This window comes from Pseudomonas proteolytica, from assembly GCF_007858275.1.
In the GTDB taxonomy this organism is placed as follows: Bacteria; Pseudomonadota; Gammaproteobacteria; order Pseudomonadales; family Pseudomonadaceae; genus Aquipseudomonas; species Aquipseudomonas proteolytica.
This window is the reverse complement of the sequence record NZ_VFEV01000020.1, coordinates 40,087-66,529: the sequence shown is the minus strand read 5'-3', so window position 1 is coordinate 66,529 and position 26,443 is coordinate 40,087. Positions and strand designations below refer to the sequence as shown.

22 protein-coding genes are annotated in these 26,443 nt (G+C 60.9%); 13 read left to right on the top strand and 9 right to left on the bottom strand.

Going from position 1 to position 26,443, the window contains the following annotated elements; translation table 11 throughout:
* Positions 1 to 122 precede the first annotated feature (122 nt).
* Positions 123 to 914 carry a MipA/OmpV family protein gene (locus FIV38_RS15990; RefSeq protein ID WP_092235823.1) on the top strand — a complete coding sequence of 264 codons (792 nt, stop codon included), beginning with the start codon at positions 123 to 125 and terminating at the stop codon, positions 912 to 914.
* A 229-nt stretch (positions 915 to 1,143) separates the two neighbouring features.
* On the opposite strand, the gene FIV38_RS15980 is transcribed toward FIV38_RS15990, so the two are convergent.
* The 3 genes from FIV38_RS15980 to FIV38_RS15970 form a co-directional block, all read right to left on the bottom strand.
* A complete protein-coding gene (locus tag FIV38_RS15980) occupies positions 1,144 to 2,427 on the bottom strand; it encodes an ATP-binding protein (protein WP_029294843.1) in 1,284 nt (427 codons plus the stop codon).
* Positions 2,428 to 2,431: 4 nt separating this feature from the next.
* Positions 2,432 to 3,139 (bottom strand): winged helix-turn-helix domain-containing protein, encoded by a 708-nt coding sequence (locus tag FIV38_RS15975; RefSeq protein ID WP_029294841.1) that lies wholly within the window; start codon positions 3,137 to 3,139, stop codon positions 2,432 to 2,434.
* Between the two features lie 149 nt (positions 3,140 to 3,288).
* Positions 3,289 to 3,891, bottom strand: coding sequence for a MiaE family protein (locus FIV38_RS15970; RefSeq protein WP_029294839.1), 603 nt, complete (start codon positions 3,889 to 3,891; stop codon positions 3,289 to 3,291).
* 157 nt (positions 3,892 to 4,048) lie between these two features.
* On the opposite strand from FIV38_RS15970, the gene FIV38_RS15965 reads away from it, so the two are divergent.
* Positions 4,049 to 4,912: a universal stress protein gene (locus tag FIV38_RS15965; protein ID WP_092235820.1), complete on the top strand. Its 864-nt coding sequence runs from the start codon at positions 4,049 to 4,051 to the stop codon at positions 4,910 to 4,912.
* A 148-nt stretch (positions 4,913 to 5,060) separates the two neighbouring features.
* Here FIV38_RS15965 and FIV38_RS15960 read toward each other — a convergent pair whose 3' ends face one another.
* The gene (locus FIV38_RS15960; protein WP_029294834.1) at positions 5,061 to 5,531 is read right to left on the bottom strand and encodes a DUF1289 domain-containing protein; all 471 of its coding nucleotides are present in this window, start codon (positions 5,529 to 5,531) and stop codon (positions 5,061 to 5,063) included.
* A gap of 395 nt (positions 5,532 to 5,926) precedes the next feature.
* Between FIV38_RS15960 and acnB the strand changes: the two genes are divergently transcribed.
* Complete coding sequence (gene acnB / locus FIV38_RS15955) at positions 5,927 to 8,536, top strand: bifunctional aconitate hydratase 2/2-methylisocitrate dehydratase (protein ID WP_029294832.1); 2,610 nt, start codon at positions 5,927 to 5,929, stop codon at positions 8,534 to 8,536.
* 525 nt (positions 8,537 to 9,061) lie between these two features.
* On the opposite strand, the gene FIV38_RS15950 is transcribed toward acnB, so the two are convergent.
* A complete protein-coding gene (locus FIV38_RS15950; RefSeq protein ID WP_070995931.1) occupies positions 9,062 to 10,339 on the bottom strand; it encodes an HAAAP family serine/threonine permease in 1,278 nt (425 codons plus the stop codon).
* 342 nt (positions 10,340 to 10,681) lie between these two features.
* On the opposite strand from FIV38_RS15950, the gene FIV38_RS15945 reads away from it, so the two are divergent.
* The 6 genes from FIV38_RS15945 (at position 10,682) to FIV38_RS15920 (ending at position 15,250) form a co-directional block, all read left to right on the top strand.
* Complete coding sequence (locus tag FIV38_RS15945) at positions 10,682 to 10,894, top strand: hypothetical protein (protein ID WP_092235817.1); 213 nt, start codon at positions 10,682 to 10,684, stop codon at positions 10,892 to 10,894.
* Positions 10,895 to 11,179: 285 nt separating this feature from the next.
* Positions 11,180 to 11,674: a DUF4822 domain-containing protein gene (locus tag FIV38_RS15940; RefSeq protein ID WP_092235814.1), complete on the top strand. Its 495-nt coding sequence runs from the start codon at positions 11,180 to 11,182 to the stop codon at positions 11,672 to 11,674.
* A 63-nt stretch (positions 11,675 to 11,737) separates the two neighbouring features.
* Positions 11,738 to 12,169 (top strand): hypothetical protein, encoded by a 432-nt coding sequence (locus FIV38_RS15935; RefSeq protein WP_092235811.1) that lies wholly within the window; start codon positions 11,738 to 11,740, stop codon positions 12,167 to 12,169.
* Between the two features lie 146 nt (positions 12,170 to 12,315).
* A complete protein-coding gene (locus FIV38_RS15930; RefSeq protein WP_029294822.1) occupies positions 12,316 to 13,269 on the top strand; it encodes a 2-hydroxyacid dehydrogenase in 954 nt (317 codons plus the stop codon).
* 129 nt (positions 13,270 to 13,398) lie between these two features.
* Positions 13,399 to 14,466 (top strand): phosphotransferase family protein, encoded by a 1,068-nt coding sequence (locus FIV38_RS15925; protein ID WP_029294820.1) that lies wholly within the window; start codon positions 13,399 to 13,401, stop codon positions 14,464 to 14,466.
* Between the two features lie 16 nt (positions 14,467 to 14,482).
* A complete protein-coding gene (locus tag FIV38_RS15920) occupies positions 14,483 to 15,250 on the top strand; it encodes an SDR family oxidoreductase (RefSeq protein WP_092235807.1) in 768 nt (255 codons plus the stop codon).
* A gap of 228 nt (positions 15,251 to 15,478) precedes the next feature.
* Here the strand turns inward: FIV38_RS15920 and FIV38_RS15915 are convergent, their stop codons facing one another.
* The 3 genes from FIV38_RS15915 to FIV38_RS15905 form a co-directional block, all read right to left on the bottom strand.
* Entirely contained in the window at positions 15,479 to 17,224 is a 1,746-nt protein-coding gene (locus FIV38_RS15915) for a hypothetical protein (RefSeq protein WP_170228388.1), read from the bottom strand.
* A gap of 18 nt (positions 17,225 to 17,242) precedes the next feature.
* Complete coding sequence (locus FIV38_RS15910; protein ID WP_092235803.1) at positions 17,243 to 20,608, bottom strand: calcium-binding protein; 3,366 nt, start codon at positions 20,606 to 20,608, stop codon at positions 17,243 to 17,245.
* A gap of 119 nt (positions 20,609 to 20,727) precedes the next feature.
* Positions 20,728 to 21,168, bottom strand: a complete 441-nt coding sequence (locus tag FIV38_RS15905) for a carboxymuconolactone decarboxylase family protein (RefSeq protein ID WP_092235800.1) — start codon at positions 21,166 to 21,168, stop codon at positions 20,728 to 20,730.
* Between the two features lie 162 nt (positions 21,169 to 21,330).
* On the opposite strand from FIV38_RS15905, the gene pdxR reads away from it, so the two are divergent.
* Positions 21,331 to 22,764 (top strand): MocR-like pyridoxine biosynthesis transcription factor PdxR, encoded by a 1,434-nt coding sequence (gene pdxR, locus FIV38_RS15900; protein ID WP_029294810.1) that lies wholly within the window; start codon positions 21,331 to 21,333, stop codon positions 22,762 to 22,764.
* Between the two features lie 83 nt (positions 22,765 to 22,847).
* The gene (locus tag FIV38_RS15895; RefSeq protein WP_092235797.1) at positions 22,848 to 23,255 is read left to right on the top strand and encodes a cupin domain-containing protein; all 408 of its coding nucleotides are present in this window, start codon (positions 22,848 to 22,850) and stop codon (positions 23,253 to 23,255) included.
* A gap of 162 nt (positions 23,256 to 23,417) precedes the next feature.
* Here FIV38_RS15895 and FIV38_RS15890 read toward each other — a convergent pair whose 3' ends face one another.
* Positions 23,418 to 24,047, bottom strand: coding sequence for a DNA-3-methyladenine glycosylase I (locus FIV38_RS15890; protein WP_092235794.1), 630 nt, complete (start codon positions 24,045 to 24,047; stop codon positions 23,418 to 23,420).
* Positions 24,048 to 24,279: 232 nt separating this feature from the next.
* On the opposite strand from FIV38_RS15890, the gene FIV38_RS15885 reads away from it, so the two are divergent.
* On the top strand, positions 24,280 to 25,590 hold the full coding sequence (locus FIV38_RS15885; protein ID WP_029294804.1) for a C4-dicarboxylate transporter DctA: 1,311 nt from the start codon (positions 24,280 to 24,282) through the stop codon (positions 25,588 to 25,590).
* A gap of 150 nt (positions 25,591 to 25,740) precedes the next feature.
* Entirely contained in the window at positions 25,741 to 26,442 is a 702-nt protein-coding gene (locus FIV38_RS15875) for a FadR/GntR family transcriptional regulator (RefSeq protein WP_029294803.1), read from the top strand.
* Position 26,443 lies beyond the last annotated feature (1 nt).

The window sequence follows — 26,443 nt, the reverse complement described above, 5'->3', positions numbered from 1 at the left end:
TTGGGCGCTGGGCAGGCAGCCCCGGCTTAACAGTCTTTGACAGTTTCCCGACAAAGCTGTCAAAGACCCCTGCCCACGCCGTCCCTAGGATTCGAGCCTCCCATGGAACGACGAAGGCCATCATGCGTTCAAGAACGATCTACCTCGCTGCCACCTCTGTGTGCCTGCTCACCTGCACCCAACTGTCAGTCGCCACCGACTGGCAATACAGCCTGCAAGCCGGGGCGGCCAACCTGCCGCGCTACAGCGGCAGCAATGAACGGATGACCGCGCCCCTGCTGGGCGTAAACGTCATCAGCCCATGGGGGATTTTTCTCGATACCAACAGGGGGCTGGGCTGGGGTTATGAAGATGACCAACTGAGCTTCAGCGCCTATGTCGGCGCCAGCACCGCGCGCAAGGACCAGAAGAAAAGCACCCACCTGGGTTCCGACCGGCTCAAGGGCATGGGCGACATCAAGTCGCGGCCACAGTTTGGGGTGAGTGCCAGCTATACCCTGGGCAGCGCGATCCTGGGCGCGACCCTGGAACATGCCTTGGAGCAAGACGATAAAAAAGACAGCGGCAAGGCCTTCACCTCATTGGAGTTGAGCATCGGCACCAACCTGTATGACGGCGACTACGGCACGGTAGACGCCAGCCTCAACAGCCGCTTTGGCGATAGCAACTATGTACAGACGTGGTATGGCGTGACCAGCGGCCAAGCCCAGCGCAGCCGCTTTCGCGCGTATGACGCCAAGGGTGGGATGGTCAGCCGGGGGCTGAACCTCGATTGGAGCGTGCCCCTTGGCGAGCACACCACATTCTCGACCTTGCTGGATGTGCAGTACTTGTCGGGTGATGCGGGTAAAAGCCCGATTGTGGAGCGCAGGATGCAGACTTCGGTGATGGGCGTGCTGAACTACACCTTTTGACGGAGCGGATGGCTGGGGAGAGTGCGCAGTTGTGGCGAGCGGGCTTGTCGGAACGCCGCATCGCCCGCGCTGGGCTGCGGAGCAGCCCCAAACCCAGCCACCGCCGTATATCTGAAGAAACGCGGCGGACTTATTGGGGCTGCTCCGCAGCCCAGCGCGGGGCAAGCCCGCTCGCCACAACAGCCCGCTCGCCACAACAGCCCGTTTGCCACAATCGGCCGGTCGGCATCTACAGATCGGCGTAGGCCCAAGTCATGCGAAACGACGCCCCGCCCCACTGCGAGTCAAGCACCTGCACCTGCCCGCCATGCCACTGGCTGACCCGCTGGACCAACGCCAGGCCCAGGCCAAAGCCGCCGGTGCGGCGGTCGCGGCTGGCGTCCAGGCGCGTAAACGGCTGGAAGATTCTCTCGCGGCCGTCCTCGGGTACGCCGGGGCCGTCATCGCAGACGCGTACCTCATAGCCGCTGCCGAATTTGACCAACGACACCTCCACCCGATGCTCGGCGTAACGAATGGCATTGCGCAGCAGGTTGATCACGGCGCGCGCCATAAACCGTGGCTCGATCTGGATGAACTCCACTTCACAGGTACGCAGTGACAACTGCACGCCTTCCGCTTCCGCTTCCAGGGCGACGCTGCCGATCACACTGTCGAGCCAGCTTTGGGCCTCGATGTTCTCGCGGGTGACTTGGGTGGCACCACGCTCCAGGCTGGCGTAGGTCAACAGCTCGGAAACCATGTCTTCCAGCTCGCCAAGGTCGGCGTACATGTCGCCGATCAGCGCGCGGCTCTGGCGCGGGTCCGCTTCCTGCTTGAGTTGATCGAGCTCAAACGACAAGCGCGCAATCGGTGTGCGCAATTCATGGGACACCGCGTTGGTCAGCTCACGCTGGTTGGCGATCAAATGCTCGATGCGCTCGGCCATCTGGTTGAAGTGCCCGGCCAACTCACGCACGGTGGAGCGACGCGGCAACAGGATGCGCGAGCCCAGGTCATTGTCACCAAAACGCTGGGCCGCCAGGCGGATGTGCTCAAGGTCACGCCAGTGCGGGCGCACCCAGAAATACAGGACGATGGCCAGGCACAAGCCCAACAAGCTGTAGGCCCACAGATACAGCCAGCGTGGCTCCACCGGCAGCTTGACCTCAAGCAACTGCGCGCCGCCGTCGATTTCAGTGATGAACTCCATGAAATCGCCGCGCACCACCAACTTGCCATCAGCCAGCAACTGTTGCTCCCGGGGGTCAAGGCCGGCTGCGTCGCGGTCAATAAACCCCAGGCGCAAGCCATAGTGCTTTTGCAGCTCGGCCAGCCGCGCCTCGCGGGCCGGGCCGGGCGGCAACGGGCGCAACTGCTCCACCAGGCCGTAGGCCGGGCCGCGCATGGCTTCACGGTTGTAGGTTTCGTTGGCTTCGGGCAGCAATTCGTCGAAGGTGTAGTTCACCAGCCAGATCGCCCCCGCCAACCCCAGGGCCAGGATGATGTACAGGCGCAGAAACAGGCGCAGCATCTGGCTAGACCTCCCAGGCAAACGGATTGAACAAATAGCCCTTGCCCCAGATGGTCTTGATGCACACGGGTTCTCGGGGGTTGTCGTTGAGTTTGCTGCGCAGCTTGCTGATATACACATCAACACTGCGGTTGAGCCCATCAAAGGCAATCCCGCGCATACGGTTAAGGATATCGTCGCGCGAGAGGATCTTCCCCGCACTGCTGGCCAGCAACCACAGCAGCTCGAACTCCATGGTGGTCAGGTCGATCTTCTCATCACCCAGGCTCACGCCCCGGCAACTGCGGTCAATCGCCAGTTGGCCGAACGCCAGCGAGCCGCGCACCGTCGGCTCCGGCAGATGACGGCGCTGCAAGGCGCGGAGGCGTGCCAGCAGTACCGGCGGCTTGATCGGTTTGATCACGTAGTCATCGGCGCCGGATTCCAGGCCGAGGATATGGTCCAGGTCATCCTCCTTGGCGGTGAGGATCACGATGGGTGTGTCGGACACATTGCGGATCTCGCGGCACACATGCAGGCCACTCTGGCCCGGCAGCATCAGGTCGAGCACGACGATCTTCGGCTTGAAGGCCAGGAACGCCGCCAAGGCTTCATCGCCCCGGTGCACCACGCGCACGTCAAAGCCATGCTGTGCCAGGAAATGCTCGATCAGCCCTGCCAGCTTCTCATCGTCCTCAACGAGCAAGACCTTGCCCAGACCCAAGTTTTCCATAAGTTTCCACTGCGCGCGCCGATTGAAGTGCGCGCATTATAGTGGGCAACCGCGCTCCACAAGCGCATGCAGAGCCCCTTACTGCGGGGCTTCGACGCAAACTTCATGTTTTTAAGAGTTTTTTACAAATAGCCCGCAGTCTTTCACGATCAGGCCGGTACGCCGCTGTGGAAACGGAACTCGACGTCCGGCGATTCGATCAGTTCCTGCTCGGCGGCGCGGACCCGCTCGATCACCTGGGCAACGTCCTTGGCATCACCATACTGATAAGCCAGCTTCAGATAACCCTGAAAATGCCGCGCCTCGCTTTTCAGCAGGCCAAAGTAGAACTTGCCGAGTTCTTCGTCCAAATGTGGCACCAGTGCTTCGAAACGCTCGCAACTGCGCGCTTCGATAAAAGCGCCTACCACCAGGGTGTCCACCAGCTTGACCGGTTCGTGACTGCGCACCACCTTGCGTAGACCCGAGGCATAGCGGCTGGCATGCAACTGGCGCAGCTCGATCTTGCGCTTTTTCATCAGGCGCATGACTTGCTCATGGTGCACCAGTTCTTCGCGGGCCAGGCGCGACATCATGTTGATCAGGTCGACATGGGAGTGGTACTTGGCAATCAGGCTCAGGGCGGTGCTGGCGGCCTTGAACTCGCAGTTCTTGTGGTCGATCAGCAGGGTTTCCTGGTCGGCCAGTGCGGCCTGGACCCAGGCATCGGGGGTGCGGCAACCGAGGAATTCATGGATTTCGGGCAGGTTCATCGGGCTCACGGGCAAAGGATCACAAAAGGCCGCCGATTATACCGACCCCGCTGCAGACCACCAGTCACGGGCCTTGATGTGCATCAACATGCCCTACGGCGGGCAACAACTATAGTTGTTCCAAGTCCTGTCCTTTCCACCCTTGGAGATCCCGCTCATGAACGATATTGGCAGAATCCTCGTGATCATCGAGCCCGAACACTCGGAGAGCCTGGCCCTCAAGCGCGCCAAGCTGGTCGCCAAGGCGACCGGCGCACACCTGCATTTGCTGGTATGCGATAAAAAACATGAGCATTCGGCATTGTTGAGCCTGCTGAAGGAACAACTGTTGGCAGACGGCTACAGCGTCAGCACCGAGCAGGCCTGGAACAACAATCGGCACGAAACCATCATCGCCGTGCAGCAAGCCGAAGGGTGTGCACTGGTGATCAAGCAGCACTACCCCGACAGCCCGTTGAAAAGGGCCCTGCTGACGCCGGATGACTGGAAGCTGCTGCGCTTGTGCCCGGCGGCAGTGCTGTTGGTCAAGACCGCGACCCCGTGGACCGACGGGGTGATCCTGGCGGCCGTCGACGTGGGCAACGAAGACAACGAGCATAACGCCCTGCACGCCGCCATTGTCGATCATGGTTTTGACATTGCCAGCCTGGCCAAGGGCCAATTGCATGTGATCAGCGCCCATCCGTCGCCCATGCTGTCGGCCGCTGATCCGGTGTTCCAACTCAAAGAAACCATCGAAGCCCGCTATCGCGAGCAGTGCAAGGCGTTCCAGGCCAAATTCGACATCGACGACAGCCACATGCATATCGAAGAAGGCCCGGCCGATGTACTGATTCCCCATGCCGCCCATAAATTGCGCGCGGCGGTCACAATCATTGGCACCGTGGCGCGTACCGGGATTTCCGGGGCGCTGATCGGCAACACGGCGGAAGTGGTGCTGGATGCGCTGGAGAGCGATGTGCTGGTACTCAACCCCCAGAGCATCATCGATCACCTGGAGAAACCGGCCAACAAGCGCTGATACCCATCCCTCGGCCAATGAAAATCAATTGTAGGGGCTGGCTTGTCGGATCGCCGCACCGCTGCGATGGCGGTGGGTCATCTGATACATCTCTGCCTGAACGGGCGCCATCGCGGGCAAGCCCGCTCCCACATTTTGATCGGTATCGTCAGCCAGAAAGTGCATCCTTGAGGAACCCAGGGGCGATGTAGCGCTGGTAATGCGCCTCGGACAGGATAAAAAATTCCCGATCAATGGCATCGCGCAGTTCCGGCAGGTTCCAGTCGCGAAACTCCGGCATCAGCACCATCCCATAGGCTTCCAGGTTGTTGATCACCCGCGCGCCCCGGGCGATCAACTGGTAAGCCCAGCAGTATTCGGATTGGTGCGGCACAAAGCGGATTTTGCGCTGCTCCAACTGCCAACGCAGCTGCTTGGGATCGAAAACCTCCAGTTTGCCCGCCATCACCTGCACCAGCAGTTGCTCAAGCCGCAGCCATACGGCACGTTTTTCTTCCTCGCCGTAGCCGTTCCACTGGATCACTTCGTGGTGGAAACGCTTGCAGCCCCGGCACACGAGATCGCCGTAAACCGTGGAGCACAGGCCGATGCAAGGGGTCTTGATGGTTTGGTTGGACATGGGTGGCAGCGCACAAATCAGCGAAACAGTGGCCCATGTTAGCCCTTTGTCTAAGGTTCATCACCCTGCAAACTTGCTGCGGCAACTTACCTTTAGAAAATTTTTGCCGTAGAATCATCCGGCCTTGTAAGGCGCCAAATAATCCGTTGGAAGCTGTTTTCAAAGCGTCACGAGCACAGTCGTTCCTTCAGAACGGTGTTGGCGCTGGTTGTTTAACCTTTAAATAACCAGCACCAACCCTCATCAGCTCCGTTCTGCAGGCGTAAAACTTTGAAAGCAGCTTCTGTGAGAAATGCCGGCAGCGCTGGCTCTACGGCCCAAAAAGCCCTCGAGCGCATGCGTGCCGTGCATGTCTGGATGAGCGTCCCGTGGGACCACTGATGAGGGTAATAACTGTGCTTGAAGCCTACCGCAAACATATCGAAGAGCGTGCAGCCCTGGGTATCGTTCCCCAGCCGCTAAACGCCGAACAAACCGCAGGCCTGGTCGAGCTGCTGAAAAATCCCCCGGCTGGCGAAGAAGAGTTCCTCGTTGACCTGATCACCAACCGCATTCCACCAGGCGTTGACGAAGCTGCCTACGTCAAGGCCGGTTTCCTGTCTGCCCTGGCCAAGGGCGAAGTTTCTTCTCCCCTGATCGACAAAAAGCGCGCTGTTGAACTGCTCGGCACCATGCAAGGCGGCTACAACATCGTGACCCTGGTCGAGCTGTTGGACGACGCCGAACTGGCCGCCGTTGCAGCTGCCCAGCTCAAGCACACCCTGCTGATGTTCGATGCTTTCCACGACGTCGCGGAAAAAGCCAAGAACGGCAACCAGCACGCCAAGGAAGTGATCCAGTCCTGGGCCGACGGCGAGTGGTTCAAGAACCGCCCGACCCTGGCCGACAAGATCAGCCTGCGTGTATTCAAGGTCACTGGCGAAACCAACACCGACGACCTGTCCCCTGCTCCCGATGCCTGGTCCCGTCCTGACATCCCGCTGCACGCCCTGGCCATGCTGAAAATGGCCCGTGAAGGCATCGTGCCGGACGAGCAAGGCAAGACCGGCCCGATGAAGCAGATCGAAGAAATGCGCGGCCAGGGCTTCCCGATCGCCTACGTCGGTGACGTAGTCGGTACCGGTTCGTCCCGTAAGTCGGCAACCAACTCGGTACTGTGGTTCTTCGGCGACGACGTTCCCTACGTGCCTAACAAGCGCGCTGGCGGCTTCTGCTTCGGCAGCAAGATCGCTCCAATCTTCTACAACACCATGGAAGATGCTGGCGCACTGCCAATCGAATTCGACGTTACCAACATGCACATGGGCGACGTGATCGACCTGTACCCGCATGCTGGCAAAGTCTGCAAACACGGCACCGATGAAGTCCTGACCACCTTCGAAATGAAGACCCCGGTCCTGTTGGACGAAGTACGTGCCGGCGGCCGTATCCCACTGATCATCGGCCGTGGCCTGACCGACAAGGCCCGCGCCGAGCTGGGCCTGGGCCCTACCGACCTGTTCAAGCTGCCTGAAGCACCTGTCGACACTGGCAAGGGTTTCACCCTGGCCCAGAAGATGGTCGGCAAGGCCTGTGGCCTGCCAGAAGGCAAAGGCGTTCGTCCAGGTACGTACTGCGAACCGAAGATGACCACCGTCGGTTCCCAGGACACCACCGGTCCTATGACCCGTGACGAACTCAAAGACCTGGCGTGCCTGGGCTTCTCCACCGATCTGGTGATGCAGTCCTTCTGCCACACCGCGGCCTATCCAAAGCCGATCGACGTGACCACCCACCACACCCTGCCTGACTTCATCATGACCCGTGGCGGTGTATCGCTGCGTCCAGGCGACGGCATCATCCACAGCTGGCTGAACCGCATGCTGCTGCCGGACACCGTAGGTACCGGTGGTGACTCCCACACCCGTTTCCCGATGGGCATCTCGTTCCCGGCCGGTTCTGGCCTGGTCGCGTTCGCCGCAGCCACTGGCGTAATGCCACTGGACATGCCGGAATCGATCCTGGTGCGCTTCAAAGGCAAAATGAAACCTGGCATCACCCTGCGTGACCTGGTTCATGCCATTCCTTACTACGCGATCCAGTCCGGCCTGCTGACCGTTGAGAAAAAAGGCAAGAAAAACGCCTTCTCTGGTCGCATCCTGGAAATCGAAGGCCTGAACGACCTGACGCTGGAGCAGGCTTTCGAGCTGTCCGACGCCTCGGCCGAACGTTCGGCTGCCGGTTGCACCATCAAGCTGTCGAAAGACTCCGTCACCGAGTACCTGAACTCCAACATCACCCTGCTGCGCTGGATGATCGGTGAAGGCTACGGTGATGCGCGTACCCTGGAACGTCGTGCCCAAGCGATGGAAGCCTGGGTTGCCAACCCTGAGCTGATGGAAGCCGATGCCGACGCCGAATACGCCGAAGTCATCGAGATCGACCTGGCCGAAATCAACGAGCCAATCCTCTGCGCGCCGAACGACCCGGATGACGCCCGTCTGCTGTCCAGCGTTGCTGGCGAGAAGATCGACGAAGTGTTCATCGGTTCGTGCATGACCAACATCGGTCACTTCCGCGCTGCCGGTAAGTTGCTGGAGCAGGTCAAGGGCCAGCTGCCAACCCGTCTGTGGCTGTCGCCGCCGACCAAGATGGACGCTCACCAACTGACCGAAGAAGGCTACTACGGCATCTACGGCAAGGCTGGCGCGCGCATGGAAATGCCGGGCTGCTCGCTGTGCATGGGTAACCAGGCACGTGTAGAGCCGAACTCCACCGTAGTGTCGACTTCGACCCGTAACTTCCCGAACCGTCTGGGTGATGGCGCGAACGTCTACCTGGCCTCGGCTGAGCTGGCGGCAGTCGCTTCCACGCTGGGTCGCCTGCCGACCGTCGAAGAGTACATGGGCTACGCGGCCAAACTGGACACCATGGCCAGTGATGTCTACCGCTACCTGAACTTCGACCAGATCGCCGAGTTCCGTAAAATCGCTGCAAGTGCCAACATTCCGGTGGTTCAAGCCTAAGGTCTACTGACACAAAAAACGCCGCGTATCGCAAGGTACGCGGCGTTTTTTATGCCTGGAGAAATGTGGCGTCTGTTGTGGCCTCATCGCGGGCAAGCCCGCTCCCACAGGGGATCGCGGCGAGGCAGGGAATTTTGGACGCGCCACAAAACGAATGTGGGAGCTGGCTTGCCTGCGATAGTGGGTCAATCACCTATACGTCTAACTGACCCACCGCTATCGCGGGCAAGCCCGCTCCCACAGGGGGTCTCGGCGAGGCAGGGAATTTTGGACACGCCACAAAACAAATGTGGGAGCTGGCTTGCCTGCGATAGCGGTGGGTCAATCACCTATGCGTCTAACTGACCCACCGCTGGGGATCGCGGCGAGGCAGGGAATTTTGGACACGCCACAAAACGAATGTGGGAGCTGGCTTGCCTGCGATAGCGGTGGGTCAATCACCTATACGTCTAACTGACCCACCGCTATCGCGGGCAAGCCCGCTCCCACACAAAACCACCTTTTAGCGCTGTACCGCCTTGGGCCTTAGGCCAACAGCGAGTAAACCACCGCTGTGATCGCCACCAGACCTACCGCCGTAACAAACACATTGGACGCCTGCCCACGGTATTTGGCCATGGCTGGTACCTTGCGAATCGCGTACATCGGCATCAGGAACAGGATCGAGGCGATGATCGGCCCACCCAGGGCCTCGATCATTCCCAGGATGCTTGGGTTCAGGGTGGCCACGATCCAGCACACCACCAGCATGAAGCCCGCAGTCATGCGGTCCAGGGCCTTGGCACCCGGGCGGCGGCCGCTCTTGACGATCAGGCCCTTGAGGCCTTCGCTGGCGCCGATGTAGTGGCCCAGGAACGACTTGGCAATTGCCACGAACGCAATCAATGGCGCCGCAAAGGCAATGGTCGGGTTATCGAAGTGGTTGGCCAGGTAGGACAGGATCGACAGGTTCTGCGCCTTGGCTTCGGCCAGTTGGCCCGGCGACAAGGTCAGTACGCAACTGAATACGAAGAACATCACCATCGCCACCATCAACAGATGGGCGCGGGACAGGATCTGCGAGCTGCGCTCTTCGGCGTGGGCGCCGTACTGGCGTTTCTGGTCAACGGCGAAGGCCGAGATGATCGGCGAGTGGTTGAACGAGAACACCATCACCGGAATCGCCAGCCACATCGTATGCAGCAGCGCCGACGGTGCCGGCACAGTGCTGGCGGTGCTGAGGATGCCGCCGTTCCAGTGCGGCACCAGGTACACCGCCAGAAACAGCAAGGCGACAATAAACGGATACACCATCAGGCTCATGGCCTTGACGATCACCTGTTCGCCGCAACGCACCACGCCCAGCAGGCCCAGGATCAACACAAACGACAACAGCGCCCGTGGCGGCGGCTCAATGTGCAGTTGGTGCGACATGAAGCTGCCAACCGTATTGGTCAACGCCACGCTGTAGATCAGCAGGATCGGGAAGATCGCGAAGAAGTACAGCAAGGTGATCAACGCCCCGGCCTTGATGCCGAAGTGTTCTTCAACCACCTCGGTGATATCCGAGCCTGCACGGCCCGACAATACAAAGCGCGTCAGGCCACGGTGCGCGTAATAAGTCATCGGGAACGCCAGCAGCGCGAGGATCAGCAACGGCCAGAAGCCGCCCAGGCCAGCGTTGATGGGTAGAAACAAAGTACCGGCGCCAATCGCCGTGCCGAACAGGCCAAGCATCCAGGTCGTGTCCTGGCGGCTCCAGCCCGTGAGGCTTACAGGTGTCGTTGCGTAGCGTTCATCGACGCTATTGGCCTGATCATTCATCCGCTCGGTTCTCCGCTTTCATACGATCGCGACGAGTCAGAAAAACCTGACAGGCAGCGCCACGACCGTAACAGGGGCGCGATTGTCCGGGATTCGCCTGCATAAGCAAAGACTTAGCTGACGAATGCAGAGCCTGCAAAAAAGTCGCGCCGACAACTTCAGCCTCTGAGGCGGCCCCTCCAGCACCCATATGCAGCCCGCCTGAAGACTGCTAACGATGCGCTTTTTTATGTCTCGGTTTGTTCTTTCGGGAACGCGGTGCACCAGCACCGCCACACAACGCTGAGCGCTATAAAAGGCGTGTCACGTCCACAACCTTCCCTCTTAATTGGAGAACTCAAAATGACTTCAATTGCTTCAAGCAATCAGAACTTCTTCTTCGATGCTGGCCTGCTGACGGACACCATCAGCCAATTCGTCGCATTACACCAACCCGACCAACAGCCCAAGCCTGAGCACCCACAAACTGACCCCAACACCTTCAGCTTCAATGGGGCCGAGTTTCAGGCGCACAAACCACGCAACTCCCTGATTCCCTTTCCAAGAATAGGCTGAGTCTCATCAAGTGACGTCGCGGCGCGTCAGCCCGCGGCGCACTTCCCGCCTTAAACATAAGTCATATCCAAAAGCCAAACCCCAGGAAACGACAACTTAACTTTAGGAGATCTCCTACACACAACTAAGTAACAAACCAAAGATCAACTTTTTAACATCGCTGAATTTGTTACAAACATATACTTAAGTATTGATAGACATTCTCAGCAGACCTATATTCCTCCACTACTGCTTCCAAGCAGTGCATCGCCGGCAGCACCCTCAACTCCATACAGGAATAATTCAATGAAAAAATACAATTGTATATTTACCGGGCTTTTTCTCGTGACCCTGCTCACCCCAGTCGCCAGCCAAGCACAACCGACAAACGCCGATATCCGCGCATTCGCTTCGTCCCCTCAGTGGCTGACCACCAAAGTTTATATAGAAGGTACCCCCCAGGTTGACGTCAAGGACAAGTACCCAGGCGTAGTAGGCATATCCATGTGGGACCCCGAGCGCAATCGCTACGAGTTCTTCTACGCCGACACCGGGTTGTCAAAATATGATAATGGCGGTGGCGGGTACTTCCTTGTTACGGGCGACAAAAAGACTCATATCCTGATCCCTGACAAAGGCCCGACCAGAACAGTGGTCAGGCGACTCGAGGCCCTGAATAACGAAGAGTTCACCTATTCGCGGGAGGTGCCGCGCGACATGGTCGAGACCAACGAGAAAGTCCGCATCTATGTGGTTCACGCGCCTTACAAAGGCCCCATAAAAACCACCACATCCCACTGAACACTCTTCACCCATTGAATGCACTTTCCAACAACTTCCGAAAACAACAAAAAGACCCCATTTATGAAAACCCAACTCAAGTCACTCTTAATATCCACAGTAGGGGTTTGTGCTCTACTTATCGGCTGCGCCAATGCACAACCCACAGCCACCCCGGCCGCAAGCGCACCTGTTGCTACAAAAGACAATGCAATCATGCTGACGGTATTTCTAAAGCATGATCAATCGCGACCATTAAGCGAACTAAGAGCGCAACTCGCCAAGCAGGAGTTCTATAAAGTCTTCCCACCGGAGGGGGTAGAGGTCGTCAGTTGGAACATCACCATGGGTATCGGACAAGTCATCGTCCTGCGCCTGCCCGCCTCTCGCCTGTCGGCGGTCAACCTGGCATTGGAAAACACCGCATGGGGCCCCTACCGGACCGAGTTTTTCCCTACCTATGATTTCAAGGCAATCGCCCAGGCGGAACAGAACAAGGTGAGGCAAGCCCAGTAGCACCGGAATCGATGCACAGCGTCTTCAGGCGCTGTCATCCCCTTCTCAAGAGCTCCCATCAAATAAAGATCTTCCACCCGCTGGCATTTCGTACTTAAAAAATGCCGCATAATCCCGGTCTCAAACCCCACAACAAGAGCTGCCCCATGTCCGCCACTGTTCTGGTCCTGGTTGAAACCATCAACGAATACCTGCACATCATCGAGAGCAATGACTTTCATGTGATCCTCGCGCCGACGCCCGCCGAACGCGCCCAGGCCATCAAGGCCCATGGCACGCAGATCAAGGCTGTGCTGACCCGTGGCCCTTTGGGGTTGCATGCCGAGGAAATCGCCGCCCTGCCGCTGCTGGAAATCATTTGCGTGATCGGCGCTGGCTATGAGCAGGTCGACCTGCAGGCTGCGAGCAACCGGGGCATCGTCGTCACCAACGGTGCCGGCGTGAACGCCCCTTCGGTGGCGGACCACGCCATGGCGCTGCTGCTGTCACTGGTACGTGACATCCCCCGCGCCGACGCAGCGGTACGGCGCAGTGAATGGCCGAAGGTCATGCGCCCGTCCCTTTCGGGCAAGCAACTGGGGATCCTGGGCCTGGGCGCGGTCGGCATGGCGATCGCCCAGCGCGCGGCGCTGGGTTTTGACATGCAGATCAGTTACCACAGCCGCCAGCCCCGCAGCGATGTGGACTACACCTACTGCGCCACACCGGTAGAACTGGCGCGCAACTCGGACTTCCTGGTGATTGCCACGCCCGGCGGGCCGGGCACCCGTCACTTGATCGACCGCCAAGCGCTGGACGCCCTCGGGCCCCACGGTTTTTTGGTGAACATTGCCCGCGGCAGCGTGATTGTCACCGCCGACCTCATCAACGCCCTGGAACAACGACGCATCGGCGGCGCGGCGCTGGATGTGTTCGATGACGAGCCCAACGTGCCGGACGGCCTCAAGCGCCTCAACAACACAGTCCTCACCCCGCATGTGGCCGGGCTGTCGCCGGAAGCGGCCCATGACACCGTGCAACGGGTGGCGGACAATCTGGTGGAGTACTTCGCCGGGCGCCCGGTACTCACGCCAGTCGCCTTGCCGGCGCCCGAAAAGTGACCGATCAGGCACGCTGATTATCATCCAACACGCTAACCTATTAAGCCGTGCCAGCCTTGTGGCGGGTCGGCTGTGCGCATTAGATTAGCCAATAGTCAAAGGCCTCAAGAATAAGCAGAAGGGATAAGCATGGCGCTCAATGACCAATCCACCCAGATTCGCCCTGGCGAAGAACTGGATGCCAGCCTCATCGACCCCTACCTCAAGGCCCATATCCCAGGCCTGACCGGCAGCGCAAAAGTCAGCCAGTTTCCGGGGGGCGCCTCCAACCTGACCTACCTGCTTGAGTACCCTGATCAGGAGTTCGTCCTGCGTCGCCCGCCCTTTGGCCACAAGGCCAAGTCCGCCCATGACATGGGCCGCGAATTCCGCATCCTGAACCAACTCAAGGACGGTTTCCCCTACTGCCCCAAGGCCTACCTGCACTGCACCGACGAATCGGTGATCGGCGCCGAGTTCTATGTGATGGAGCGGGTCAAGGGCATCATCCTGCGCTCGGACCTGCCGCCGGAGCTGGGTCTGGACGCCGGGCGCACCGAAGCCCTGTGCAAAAGCTTCATCGACAAGTTCGTCGAACTGCACCAAGTCGACTATCACGCCTGCGGCCTGGCCGACCTGGGCAAACCCGAAGGTTATGTGGCACGCCAGATCAGCGGGTGGAGCGATCGCTACGAAAAAGCCCTGACCCCCGACGCCCCGAAATGGGAAGCCGTGCGCGCCTGGCTCAACGACAAGATGCCGGCTGATCATCCGACCTCCAGCATCGTGCACAACGACTATCGCTTCGACAACGTGATCCTCGACCCCAACAACCCGATGCAGATCATCGGCGTGCTGGACTGGGAACTGACCACCCTCGGTGATCCGCTGATGGACCTGGGCAACAGCCTCGCCTATTGGATCGAAGCCGCCGACCCTGCGCCCGTGCAACTGATGCGCCGCCAGCCGAGCAACGCGCCCGGCATGCTCACCCGCCGCCAGTTTGTCGATTATTACGCCGAGCGCGCCGGCATCCAGATCGACAATTTCGACTTCTACTACACCTACGGCCTGTTTCGCCTGGCCGGCATCGTGCAGCAGATCTACTACCGCTTCTTCCATGGCCAGACCCAGGACAAACGCTTTGCGCAGTTCATCCAGATGAACAAGCTGCTGGAGCAGATGAGCCTGAACGTCATCCACAAATCCACGCTTTGACCGACAAGGAACCACCATGTCCAAGACCCACCTGTTCGACCTCGACGGCAAGATTGCTTTTGTCTCCGGCGCCAGCCGTGGCATCGGTGAGGCCATTGCCAAGTTGCTGGCCCAGCAAGGCGCCCATGTGATTGTGTCGAGCCGCAAGATCGATGGCTGCCAACACGTGGCCGACGCGATCATCGCCGCCGGTGGCAAGGCTACGGCCATTGCCTGCCACATCGGTGAGATGGAGCAGATCACCCAGGTGTTTGCCGGCATCCGCGAGCAATTCGGGCGTTTGGACATCCTGGTCAACAATGCCGCGACCAACCCGCAGTTCTGCAACGTACTGGACACCGACCTGGGCGCCTTCCAGAAAACCGTCGACGTGAACATCCGTGGTTATTTCTTCATGTCGGTGGAAGCCGGCAAGCTGATGCGTGAAAACGGGGGTGGCAGCATCATCAACGTGGCCTCGATCAACGGTATTTCCCCCGGGCATTTCCAGGGTATCTACTCGGTGACCAAGGCCGCCGTGATCAATATGACCAAGGTCTTCGCCAAGGAATGTGCGCAGTTCGGTATTCGCTGCAACGCCCTGCTGCCGGGCCTGACCGACACCAAATTTGCCTCGGCACTGGTCAAGAACGAATCGATCCTCAACATGGCCCTGGCGCAGATCCCACTCAAGCGCGTGGCCGCCCCAAGCGAAATGGCCGGCGCCGTGCTCTACCTGGCCAGCGACGCCTCGACCTACACCACCGGTGTGTCGCTGAACGTCGATGGCGGCTTCCTGTCCTGACACCGGCGGCTCGTGCGGCGAGGTGGAGCGTATGTGGCAAGGGGGCTTGTCCCCCGCTGGGCTGCGCAGCAGCCCTAATAGGATCACCGCAACGTGTCAGACCAACCGAGGGTGCAGGTTTTGGGGCTGCTGCGCAGCCCAGCGGGGGTGCCCCCTCGCCACAGCAAGCCCCCCCTTCTCCATAGCCGCCTTTGCCACAACAGCGCTCTCCCCACCACCACCTCCCCTCTAACGCACCGGGCTCATATCAATCTTGAACACATACTGAGTGCCATCGGGTGCCGTGGCGCCGATCAGCTTGAATAACTGTCCACTGCTCAACGCCTGTCCCACAGCAGCCCCAGCCAGTGAATTCGCAGCCTCCGAATGGGCCAATACCGCGCTTACCCAGCGGTCTTCCATCTGCCAGTACCCCAACCCCTTCGCCATGCTGACACTGGACAAACGGTGAGTGTTACTCGGTGGGATATGTTTGATTTCCAGCAGATAAACCGCACCCGTAGGCCCTCGGAACACCAAATCAAAGCCGTGCAGCCCCATACCATAGGTGCCTCCAGGAATAATCTGGTAGCCATCATCGACCAACATCTGACGATACATACGCTCATTGGCCTCACCACGCTGACTGGTGGCGTGGCTGTCAATAGAACCCCATAGCACGAACAACCTTTGCTGTTCATCACTTCGGCGCCGCCTGGGGTAGTGAAGCTGGGCGTTGCTGCTGACGCTTTGAACGTTGAAGCTGCCGCCCTCACGCGCGCTGACGGTTGCCATACCCTGGAGCGGATCAAACTGCGCGATGCCCACCGGCAAGGCGCGACCATCCGCCTGGGCACTGATCGCCTGGCGCAAACGGTCATAGGGATAACCATGGCGCCAGATATGCTCGTCAATCATGCGATCCCGATCCCGTACCGGCGCCTGGCGTATAGCCGTCGTCTCGAACCCGATCAGTTGCCGGGCATATTGCTGCATATAGACATAGGTGTTCTTGTCCATGGTCGACATGACTCCCAGGCTCATGTCGCTGCTGACGCCGGTGTAGCCCAACACCCTGCGCGCCTGCGAAATAATATCGCCGATATCGCGCAATTGAAGCTGCGGCACCCACGAACTCAAATGGCCGCCCGTATCCAGGTAAATCGCCTCGACGCCATTGCCGAGCAGCCGCCATTTCTGGCGCACGTTATCGAGTTCGATACGGCTGGTAACCCCCCCGACATACAGATAGGTCAGGGGCTCGCGCCCTGAAAGCCGGATAATCCCGTCCTCGGCAAACGAGCCACTGGGGCGCAAGTTGCCGTTAGGCCCGCGCTGCTGGATATGGCTTTCCTTGATCCTGAAGGCCTTCAAGTTGAACTGCGCATTCACGTAGTAACGCGTGCCCTGGACCACAAAGTCGTTCATTCCCGCCATCGGAAACAGCGGCACATTGCTCGCTTGGCTGACGTCATACCGCTGCAGGTCCCACACCGGGTCCAAGCGCCCTCTGGCCGGGACCGCTGTCGGCAACGAGACCGGGGCCTGCGCCGCAGCGGTGCGCCTGGCCCACAACGAACTGCCCGCAACCCGCTGCACCGGCGCGCCCGTGGCGGCCAATTGATGAGGCGCGCGTTCGCGCCACTCACCGGTGTGCGGGTCACGCACTACCAGTACCGTCTCACCGGTTTCCAGGTCCAGATAAGTGCGACCGTTGTGGGTATACACGCCCTCGGCGCTCGGCGCCGGCAGCAGCGATCTGGTGACCAGCACGGCCATCGGCGGCATGGGTCCCGGCACGTCCAGGTCGCTGATTTGCGGCACTGTAAGCGACGCATCGTGGCCGCGTACCAGCGGGCGGCTCGCCTGACGCTCGGCAAAAGGGCTACGGCCCTGAGGACCAAAATCCCTGACCAGGCCGCCAGCGATCCCTGCCTCGACGCGAGGGGCAGGCCTGGAGGGCCCCGGCCGGGGTGAATGAGGTGTCTGTTGCATAGAAATCCCTTTCCAGTATTAGTTGAGTGACACGTTTACGCGCATCAGGTCTGCCGAGGCCACGCTACGCGCGGGGTCACCGTGGGCGACCCACCGATCGAGCAGCGCGTCGTAATCAATCGCGCTGTCAGTGCCATCCGCCAACTGCACACCGAGCACCCGCAAGCGGCGCGCCATCAACCTTGAGTGCTGACGCATGCGGCGCAATTGCTGCCAGACCTCGGCTATGGTCAGGTAACTCGAGGCATCCAGTTGCACCAGGTAAACGCTGCCCAGATCCAGGCGGATCTCGTATCGATCGCCTTCAAGGGTCTGCACGTACAGTTGCTCCAGCGGCACCTGCGGGTCTGTGACGACGGGCAGGATCAGCGTCACGCTGCCCACCTTGAGCCGGTGCTCGGCCAGGGTGATCTGCTTGTGGTCGATGAGCTCATCCAGGCCGCTGGTGTTGATCCGCCAGGTGGAGGCATCCGAGGTCTTGGCCAGGGCTCCTGGGGTAGACAGGGCAATGGTGGCGCCGCTGCTGGGGTGCACCTCATACACCGACCCGCGCCCCACCAGCGCATAGGTCTGACGATGGGCCCCAGCCGGGATCCGCAGGGTCTGCGGCAGCGCCTGCAGCCACACGCCCTTGGCACTCAGCGGCCGGAAAAACCCATGGCTGCCAACCCGCGCCAACAGTGCCGAACGGCCGTCAAAGACTCTGAAGCCCGGCTGGGCACGGTCTTGCAGGTAGGATTGCTGCAACGGTTGAACCCGATAAGACATGCCATCGTTGAAGACCAGCACACACGCGCAGTCGGGCTTCAGGCTGGCCGCCCGGATATTGGCGGCGACATCGGCGCGCAGCGCACCACGGTCGCTGGCGAACTCGGCCAGGACCAGGCGGCCGCCGTCCGCGAAAGTCAGGGTCAAGGTCACATCGCTGTAAGTCAGCGTGTCGACCGGGCCTTGGCTGCGCAGGGTCACGCGATACCCGGCCACCACATCGATCAGTTCCTCGGTGCGGTAGTCCAGGTACAGGGTACAGGCCGTGGCGCCGCCCGCGATTCGAACCCGCACACGCTTTTCAGCCGCGCCGCGCTCGATAAAGCAGCGGGTCGACAGGCCGAATGGCAGCACCCATTCGCCGCCCGCCAACACGCGCTGAAACGCCGGCACAGGGCTCATCGAGCGGGCAGCCACCTTGATCGGCTGGTCGCCTTGCGCGCTCAGCAACGGCGGGAGAACCGGCTCCAACGTGTAACCGTCCGCCGTCAGTAAACGCAGATTATGACCGGCCAGGCGCCGCTCGCCGGATTCATGCAGGTAGAGGTTTTCAATCCTGACCAAGCGCTCCGGCAACTCGCCGTCGAGGCCGCGCAGGGAGCGGATCACCAACGCACATTCCTGGATCACCCAGTCAGCAATGCTGGACAGCTCCCACCCCAGCTCAATCAGCGTGTCTTCCTGCCAGTGCTGCTCGTGCAGCGTGACGGTGCCCCGGTTGTTGGCAATGACGTAGCGGTCGCTACCCGTTCCACCGTCGACCCAGGCATCGGTACCGTTGACGAAGATCGTGTCATTGCCGGCTCCGGCCTCAATCCGGTCGTTGTTGCCTTCGGCAATCAGGATATTGGCCTGCGCCGTACCCTTGACGTGACTGGCTACGCCCGCTGGCGTCGCAACGTTCTCGATCGAGTCCAGGGTTATCTGGTTCGACAGCCCGCTGCGGCCGGCATCCTTGCGCCGTGTGACGCTGCCGGCCTGCAGATCGATGGCAAGCCCCTCAATGCCCTCGACGTAAGGGGAGCGGTAGCCAAAATGCAGCGTATCGCTGCCGCTGCCACCGTGCAGCTCACTTGCCGCGCCCGGGGTGGCAACGGCCTCAAACGTATCTGGTGGCAGCTCAAATATGAACTGGTCATCGCGGATGCCACCCGTGAGTCGTTTGTGCCCCGCCCCGAACTGAAAGATATTGCGCATCTCCAGCTGGCCCTGGACGTTGTCGTTCCCATCGCCCAGGCGCCAGAGGATCGCAGCGTGGGCAAACGGCTTGCCCAGCACCACCCCGGGCAGTTGGCTGACGCCGGCATGGGAGGCATCGACCACATCATCACCGTCATGGATGGCCGGCCCAGTGGTATCGCGGTAGGGCTGCTCTCCCGCCGCTTCGTCCCAACGGTGCTTCCACTCCCGCACGGGGATCATGCGCACTTCGAACCGCCCATTGACCACCGCGTGTACGGTGTTCTTGAGCGCACCGCGCAGCCACTTTTCGGCCACGCCGGTAAGGTAGGTTGCGTGCTGCTTTTCCATCCTCGCCACCAGGTAGCGATCGCGCACATCCTCGTCCAGCTCCCGGCCTGCAAACGACAGCCAGCCGGCCCTCATGCGCTCGGACACGGTCAGTTCGATGTAATCGTCAATGTCATCCACCTGACGCACTGCGCTGTAGATCTGCGCCCCGAGAATCAGCACCACGGCCGCGGCAATCCCCAATGGCCCGGCATAGCTGAAACCCGCCAGGGCGGCGATCCCCAGCACCACGCCCAGGGCTGCACTGGCCAGGCTGAAGCCGGCATTGACGTAGTGGTCCAACGCCTCCTTGCCCTGGGCCTTCGCCGCGTCTTTGAGTGACTGCACTGCACTGAAGATGTCGAACGGCAGGGTCAACACCTGGGCAAACAGGCCCGCGCCGCGCCGCAACAACTGGCCTACGCTGCTCGCACAAAACCCCTTGAACACACGCCCGCCGTTCTCCAGCATGCCCTTGCCCAGGCGCTCCAGGGCCAACTCCAGGGCGCTGGATGTCAGCTCGGCGAGCAATTCGCCACCGGCGGCCAGGGTCTGGCGAATATCACCGGTCTTGATGGCCTGGGCCAAGGCGTTGATCGCGCTGTAATAGCCATAGACCTGCAAGCCAGTCCCCATCGCTTCCAGGGTTCGGCTTCGGGGAGTGTCGACCCAGGCGGGCAAGCCTTCACGCTGCTGGGTCTGGTTGAGGTTGGTGTTCTGCACGGCGCGCAGCAAGTCATCGAGCCGGGTCATCGTGTCACTGCTGTCCTGCATCGACGCCCCCTCAAGCAGCGGCTTGGCCGGGGTTGAGCGTAATGCGGCGAACTCGAACAGCAGGTTGGCGCTACCATCACTGACGGTGGCGTCCGTGCCCAGGAATGCCTTGAGCTGCGGCGCCGCAAAGCGGATCGAATCGAGCAGCGCCTGGTCGGCCTCGCGCCCACCCAGGTGGTGCACGTTGATGGGCTTGCCGTTTATCTGCGCGCCCATTTGAGCCAGCACGGTACGGCGAACCGGTAAAACACCGACCAGCAGATCCCCCAGCCGGGCATCCAGATCGGCCAGCGCCAAAGGTGCGTCCACTGCGGGTGTATCAGGTTGAGTCATGAGTCGCTCCCTATGCCATGACGTGGGTCACATGGTTTGCCGGCAACAAATGCCTTGGCATAGGGCGATGGTGCTACGGGCCACAAGCGCCGCAGCGGTAGATCTTTATCCGGGTGGGCTTATTCTGGCGGCAACTGGCCAAAGGCGACGGCCAGGCGGTTCCAGCCGCTGATGGTCGTAACCGCCATGGTCAGGTCCACCAGGGCCTGCTCGCCGAACTCGGCACGGGCGGCGGCGAACAGCGCATCCGGCACGCCTGCACACCCCAGCAACGCCGTGGCCTCGCTCCACGCCAGGGCAAGTTGTTCGCGGCGAGTGAACAGCGGCGAATCACGCCACACGCACAACGCCAAAAGACGCCGCGTGCTTTCGCCCCGCGCCAACGCCGCCATGGCATGCATGTCACTGCAAAACCCACAGTGGTTCAGTTGCGAGACGCGGATCCTTATCAGGTCAAGCAAAGGCCTGTCGATGGCCAGCTCGAACAACGTTGCCTCAAGCACCATCATGCCTTTAAGCGCTTGGGGCGAAGCCGTGTAGTAATCCAGACGCGGTTGCATAGGGGCGGCCTCGATGGGCAAAGACGATGGCCGCCAGCTTAAGACCGCGCCGGCCTGTGCCCTATAGCCAAAGTTGCGCTTTATGCCTAGACCGCCTTGGCCGTAGGCGCGCCCCACGGTTGCGGGTAATCTGGGCGCAGTCTGACCGCCTCGGGATGCTCCATGGAACTGCACGTCGTCATCAATGGCCGCAAGGATCTGGCCGAACAGCTGTATCGGCAATTGCTCGCGGCCATCCAGTCCGGGCGCCTGGCCTCGGGTGCGCAGCTGCCGCCCAGCCGCCTGCTGGCCGAGCAGTTGGGGGTGTCGCGCAAGACCGTCTCCGACACCTATGCGCTGCTGACCTATGAAGGGCTGCTGGTGGGGAAGATTGGCCGTGGCACCTTCGTCAACAGTCAGGCAAACCGCCCTGCCCGGCGCCAGGACGCTGCCGACCTGGCCTGCGCCGCGCACTTGGCCAAATGGCAGGCGCTGCCCTCGCCCATGCGCCACCCGACCCGCGACGGCACCTTGCGGTGCGAGTTCATCGGCGGCGCCACCACCCGCAGCCTGTTCCCCCAGGACGAATGGCGGCGCTGCACCCTCGACGCCTTGCGCCGCACCGCCCAGAACAGCGGGTTCTATAGCCAACCCGAAGGCCTGCCGGCCCTGCGTAGCGCGATCGCCGGGCACATCGCATTTTCCCGGGGGGTCAACTGCCGCGACACCGACATTGTGGTGTGCAATGGCGCCCAGCAAGCCTTGGACCTGATCGCCCGGGTGGTACTTGAACCGGGCAGCCTGGTGGCCATGGAAGACCCCGGCTACACCCCCGCCCGCTTGATGTTCGAGGCCGTAGGGGCAACGGTGGCCAGCGTGCCGGTGGATGCCGAAGGTATCCAGGTCACGCAGATTCCCCAGGGCACACGGCTGATCTACGTGACGCCTTCCCACCAGTTCCCCCTTGGCATGCCCATGAGCCAGGCACGTCGCGAGGCGCTGCTGGCACGCGCGCTGGAATTGGGCGCGATCATCATCGAAGACGACTACGACAGTGATTTCCGCTACGAAGGCCGACCCACCCACTCCCTGCAAAGCATGGACGAGCGCGGCATTGTGGCCTACGTCGGGACCTTCTCCAAAACCCTGCTGCCGGACCTGCGCCTGGGTTATGCAGTACTGCCGCCGGCGATCCATGGCGCGGTGGTCAAGGCCAAGCAACTGACCGACCAGCACACCTCGACACTGCCGCAATGGGCACTCGCCAAGTTCATCAGCGAAGGCTACCTGCTCAAGCACATTCGGCGCTGTCACACCGTCTACGCTACCCGCCGCGAGCGCATCCTCAGCCGCCTGGCCGGCGACTTGTCTCCCTGGTTCGAAGCCGTGCCCAGCGTGGCCGGGTTCCACCTGGCGGCGCTGTGCAAGGGGGCAGTAAACATTCCCTTGCTGATCGAACTGGCGCGCCAAGTGGAAGTCGGGCTGTACCCACTGGACGTGTTTTTTCATGAAGCACCGGTGCGGTGCGGCCTGATTATCGGCTTTGGGGCCATCGAGACCCTGGATATCGACCCATCGCTGGACAAGGTGCGCGATATCCTCCAGCAGATTGGCTAAGGGGTTTTCCAGAGGATTGGCTATAGGTGCGCCACGGTGCCGGGCGTAGGGTGATGGGGTCTGCAACCCTGGAGAACTGCACCATGAAAATACTGTTCGGCACTACCCTCCTGCTGGCTTCGCTAAGCGCCTTTGCCCATGAGCCGGTCTACAACCAGGAATCGATCAAGGTCCTGCAAGAGCATGCCTTGAGTAACGTGCCTGGCAAAAAAACCATCATGCTCACCGTGGACTACGCACCGGGCCAGGCCACCGTCCCCCACAGCCACACCGGCACGGCGGTGGCTTATGTGCTGGAAGGTGAAATCACCTCGCGGGTCAACGATGAACCGGCCATTACCTACAAGGCCGGGCAATCGTTCTACGAACCGGCCGGCTCGCGCCACTTCGAATCCAGCAATGCCAGCCAGACCCAGCCGGCCAGGTTGCTGGTGGTGATGGTTATGGATGACAAGGCTGATGTGCTGACGCCCCTGCCAGCGCAGAACTGATTGCTAGGCCCCAGAGCCACTGTGGCGAGCGGGCTTGCCCCGCGCTGGGCGGCGAAGCAGCCCCAGTAAGCCGAATGTGGTGTATCAGATAGTCCGTAGCGGCTGGTTTTGGGGCTGCTTTGCAGCCCAGCGCGGGGCAAGCCCGCTCGCCACTGGGGCTTGTCAGGGGCGCTTGAACTGGCGCCGCAGGTCTTCGATCGGCTGCCGGCAGGCGCAGCCTTCCAGGTGGTCATTGACCATTCCCATGGCCTGCATGAACGCGTACATCGTCGTCGGCCCCACGAATGTCCAGCCGCGTTTCTTCAAGGCCTTGGACAAACGCACCGAAGCTGGCGAGGTGGGATTGCCCGTCCAATAAGCCAGGTCCACCACCGCTGGCCGCTCATCGGCAGTCGGTTCAAAGGCCCATAACCAGGCCGCCAGCGAACCGCTTTGCGCCACCAACTCACACGCCCGGCGTGCGTTGTTGATGGCCGAGACGATCTTGGCGCGGTTACGCACGATGCCCGGGTCAGCCATCAAGCGCTCAACATCCCGCTCGGTATACTGCGCCACATGGCGAAAATCAAAACCCTCGAACGCCCGGCGAAAGTGCTCGCGTTTGCGCAGGATGGTGATCCACGCCAAGCCGGCCTGGAAGCCTTCCAGGCAGATCTTCTCGTACAACGCAATATCATCGGCAACCGGCACGCCCCACTCGTGATCGTGATAATCGGGGTATTGGGCGGCGGCCGTGCGCCATGTACAACGGGTCAGCCCCGTTTCATCCGTCGTCAGTCCTGGCTTATCCATTTATCACCTCAACGGCCAAGCGCCGCATGATAAGCGAAAAAAATTCCACGCCGCCAACCGCTCAAGCATCACGCTTACCGAGCAACTGGTAAGACCGGACATCCCAAACACCCCACTTCCCCCTTGTAGTTTGCAAAAAACCGGGCGTAGACTGGCCACGCACTGGACTTACCGGTCAGACCACAACAATTAAGCCCTGGACCCACCAGGGCACCGAATAGAGATCCTTCCCATGCTCAGATGGTGCTCGCGTTCGATTTTCCTGCAAGTCGTCATAGGCCTGATGCTCGGCATCGCTTGTGGCCTGGCCCTTCCCGAATTCTCCTCACAACTCAAACCCCTGGGTGACGGCTTTATCAAGCTGATCAAGATGCTGATCGGCCTGATCGTGTTCTGTGTGGTGGTCAGCGGCATCTCCGGGGCCGGCGACCTGAAGAAGGTCGGGCGCATCGGCCTCAAGTCGGTGATCTACTTTGAAATCCTCACCACTATCGCTCTGGTGCTTGGCCTGGTGCTGGCCTTCAGTACCGGGATCGGCAGCGGGGCCAATATCCACCTGGAGCAGTTGTCATCTGCCGGCCTCAATGAATTGGCGGATCGCGGCCAACATATCAAGGGCACCAGCCAGTTCCTGATGGACCTGATCCCCAACTCGGTGATCGGCGCCTTTGCCGACAACAACGTGTTGCAGGTGCTGTTGTTCTCGGTGCTGTTTGGCAGCGCGCTGAACCTGGTGGGTGAAGCAGCCTCGGGCATTTCGCGACTGATCAATGAGTTGAGCCATGTGATCTTCCGCATCATGGGCATGATCGTGCGCCTGGCGCCGATTGGTGTATTTGGTGCCATCGCCTTTACCACCAGCACTTACGGCCTGGACTCGCTGCAACACCTGGGCAGCCTGGTGGGTTTGTTCTACCTCACGTGCATGGCCTTCGTCGCCATAATCCTCGGCGCCGTGATGCGGTTTTCGGGCCTGCGGATGTTGCCGCTGCTCAAATACCTGCGCGAAGAACTGCTGATCGTGATGGGCACCGCCTCGTCCGACGCCGTGCTGCCACAGATCATGCGTAAACTGGAGCACCTGGGCATTGGCAGTTCCACCGTCGGCCTGGTGATCCCCACCGGTTACTCGTTCAACCTCGATGGTTTTTCGATCTACCTGACCCTGGCCATCGTGTTTATCGCCAACGCCACCGGTACGCCGTTGTCGATGACCGACCTGCTGACCATCCTGCTGGTATCGCTGATTACCTCCAAGGGCGCCCACGGCATACCGGGCTCGGCCCTGGTGATTCTGGCGGCAACCCTCACTGCCATCCCCGCCATCCCGGTGGTGGGCCTGGTGCTGGTGTTGGCGGTGGACTGGTTCATGGGGATCGGCCGGGCGCTGACCAACCTGATCGGCAACTGCGTGGCCACCGTCGCCATTGCCCGCTGGGAAAAGGACATTGATATCCAACGGGCCAACAAGGTGCTCGATGGGCAGCAAGGGTATGCGTTCCAGGCCAAGAAACCGGTGCTGCCGGTTCATCAGGAGTTCTGAACCTTCCCCACACACTGTAGGAGCGAGCTTGTTCGCGAAAAACTTCAAGGCACCGCGCGCACCCAGTCTGCCCGCGTTATCGTTGACGGTCTTCGCGAGCAAGCTCGCTCCTACCGTTGAAGGGTTATTTAAATTCAAGGAGCCCACGACGTGATCAGCACCTCAACCGTCGTCAATTCAGTCGTAGAAAAACTGCGCGCTGCCCTGGCCCGCGGCCAGTGGCGGCGCGGGGAGATGCTGCCCGGCCAGCGCGAATTGGCCGAACAACTGGGCATCAGCCGCCCTAGCCTGCGCGAGGCAGTGATCGTGCTGGAAACCCTCGGCCTGGTACGCTCGATGCCCGGCAAAGGCGTGGTCGTACTGGAAACCAGTGTCAACGACCCCCAGGCCCATGACGCGGTGGCCGATGCCAGCCTCGCCGATATCCTGCAACTGCGCTACACCCTGGAGCCGTTTATCGTCGGCCTGGTGGCCCAGTCCATCACCAGCAAGGAAATCGGGCAACTGCGCCTGACCTTGATGGACATGCGCGAAGCCCTGGAAGCCAACGACAGTGAAGCGGGGATGAACGCCTACATTGCCTTCCACGAAGAGCTGTTCGCCCTGACCTCCAACCCCATCTTCCAGAACGTGGTGCAACAGACCAGCAACGCCCTCAAGCAAAGCGCCCAGGTGTTGCGCAACTCCCCCGAGCACCTGGCCGAGCGCCTGCAGGAAAACGAAGCGGTGGTGCGCGCCATCCGCAACAAGAACAGCGCCCTGGCCAGCGCCGAAATGCGCCGCCACATCCTCAACGAGGGCCAGCGCATGGGCACCGCCCTGAACATTCCCGACGATCATCTCGGCAGCTGAC